Origin of the sequence: Achromobacter sp. K91 (genome assembly GCF_003576205.1) — a bacterium.
GTDB classification, from domain to species: domain Bacteria; phylum Pseudomonadota; class Gammaproteobacteria; order Burkholderiales; family Burkholderiaceae_B; genus Achromobacter; species Achromobacter aegrifaciens.
In genome coordinates this window covers 1-1,642 of sequence record NZ_QWFB01000072.1, presented here as the reverse complement: position 1 = coordinate 1,642, position 1,642 = coordinate 1, and the positions used below count along the sequence as shown (strand labels likewise).

Sequence of the window (1,642 nt, the reverse complement as noted above, 5' to 3'; positions counted from 1 at the left end):
GATGGTGCGCATCAGCAGGCCCAGGCGGTCCGGCCCTTGCGGCTGGCTGGTGGCGTTGTAGGCCGAAATCAGGCCGCAGACCGGTATCCGCGCGCGCGGGTTCAAGAGCGGCAGCACCGCGTCGAAGACCGCGCCGCCGACGTTCTCGAAATACACGTCGATGCCCTGCGGCACGGCGCGCGCCAGGCGGCCCGGCAGGTCGGGCGCCTTGTGGTCCAGGCAGTCGTCAAAGCCCAGTTCCTGGACTGCGTAGCTGCACTTGTCCGCGCCGCCCGCGATGCCGACCACCTTGCAGCCATGGATCTTGGCGATTTGGCCGACCACCGCCCCCACCGCGCCGCTGGCCGCGGCCACCACCACGGTCTCGCCCGCCTTGGGCTGGCCGATGTCCAGCAAGCCCATGTAGCCGGTGAAGCCGGGCATGCCCAGCACGCCCAGCGAATAGGACGGGTGTTCGGGATTGGGACCCAGCCGCAGCAGGCCGGCGCCATCGGACAGGGCGTAGTCCTGCCAGCCGGATTGCGCCAGCACCCACTCACCTGGGCGGTAGTCGGGATGGTTGGAGGCTTCGACCCGCGTCACCGTGCCGCCGACCATGACGCCGCCGACCTGCACCGGTTCGGCATAGGACGGCGCGTCGCTCATGCGGCCGCGCATATAGGGATCGAGCGACAAGTACACGGTGCGCAGCAGCACCTGGCCGGGGCCGGGCTGCGGCACCTCGCCGGTTTCCAGGCGGAAATCGCGGTCCGCCGGCTCGCCTTGCGGGCGCGCGGCAAGCACGATGCGGCGGTTGATGGAAGACGATTGGGGCATGACGGTCCAGCCTCCTGCAAGAAAGCCGCCCGGGCCTGGCGCACACAACCCGGATGGCGGGATGGGGTACCGGCCCATTACACCATCTAAGCCCGCGCATCCGGTGTGTAACCCTGAAGCGCGCCCCTCTTTTAATTAATTAATAATTTAATTAACATACGCGGCATGCGTTCCGCTCCCACTACCCCCTCCCGCCGGCCCGGCCGCCCGCCGCGACCCGACAATGCCGCCGCCCGCGCCAACCTGCTGGACACCGCCACCGGCCTGTTCGCGGCCCAGGGCGTGGCGGCCACCACGCTCACGCACATTGCGCAACGCGCCGGCGTCACCACGGCGATGGTGCATTACTACTTCAAGAGCCGCGACCAGTTGATCGACGCGGTCGTGCAGGAGCGGATCGTGCCGGTCATCGGCTACGTCTGGTCGCCGTTGCCACAACCTCAGATTCCCGCAGCGGACCCCGCCGCTGCCGCGCGCGCCTTCATCGCCGAGGTCGTGGGCCGGCTGGTGCAAAGCGCGGTCGAACGGCCCTGGCTGCCGGCCCTGTGGCTGCACGAGGTCGTGAATGAAGGCGGCCAGCTGCGCGAACGCGTGCTGCGCCATCTGCCCGTCGAGCGCCTGCAGGCCTTCATCGGCCTCATCGCCGAATGCCAGCGCGCGGGCGCCATCACCCCGGACGTGGAGCCGCGGCTGGTCTTTCTGTCCGTCCTGGGCCTGACCCTGCTCCCGCTGGCCACCTCCGGCCTGTGGCGGCGCGTCCTGCTGGACGCTGCGCAACCGCAGGCCATAGACACCCGCGCGATCGCGGCGCACGCCACTCACCATG

2 protein-coding genes are annotated in these 1,642 nt (G+C 69.5%); one reads left to right on the top strand and one right to left on the bottom strand.

The features are described 5' to 3' along the window. Positions 1 to 816 (bottom strand): NADP-dependent oxidoreductase (locus DXK93_RS29615; protein WP_119451992.1); only part of this gene is annotated, 816 nt, incomplete at its 3' end. A gap of 165 nt (positions 817 to 981) precedes the next feature. Here DXK93_RS29615 and DXK93_RS29610 point away from each other — a divergent pair. After that, positions 982 to 1,642, top strand: a 661-nt coding sequence (locus DXK93_RS29610; protein WP_147400298.1) for a TetR/AcrR family transcriptional regulator, incomplete at its 3' end; no start/stop codon positions are given.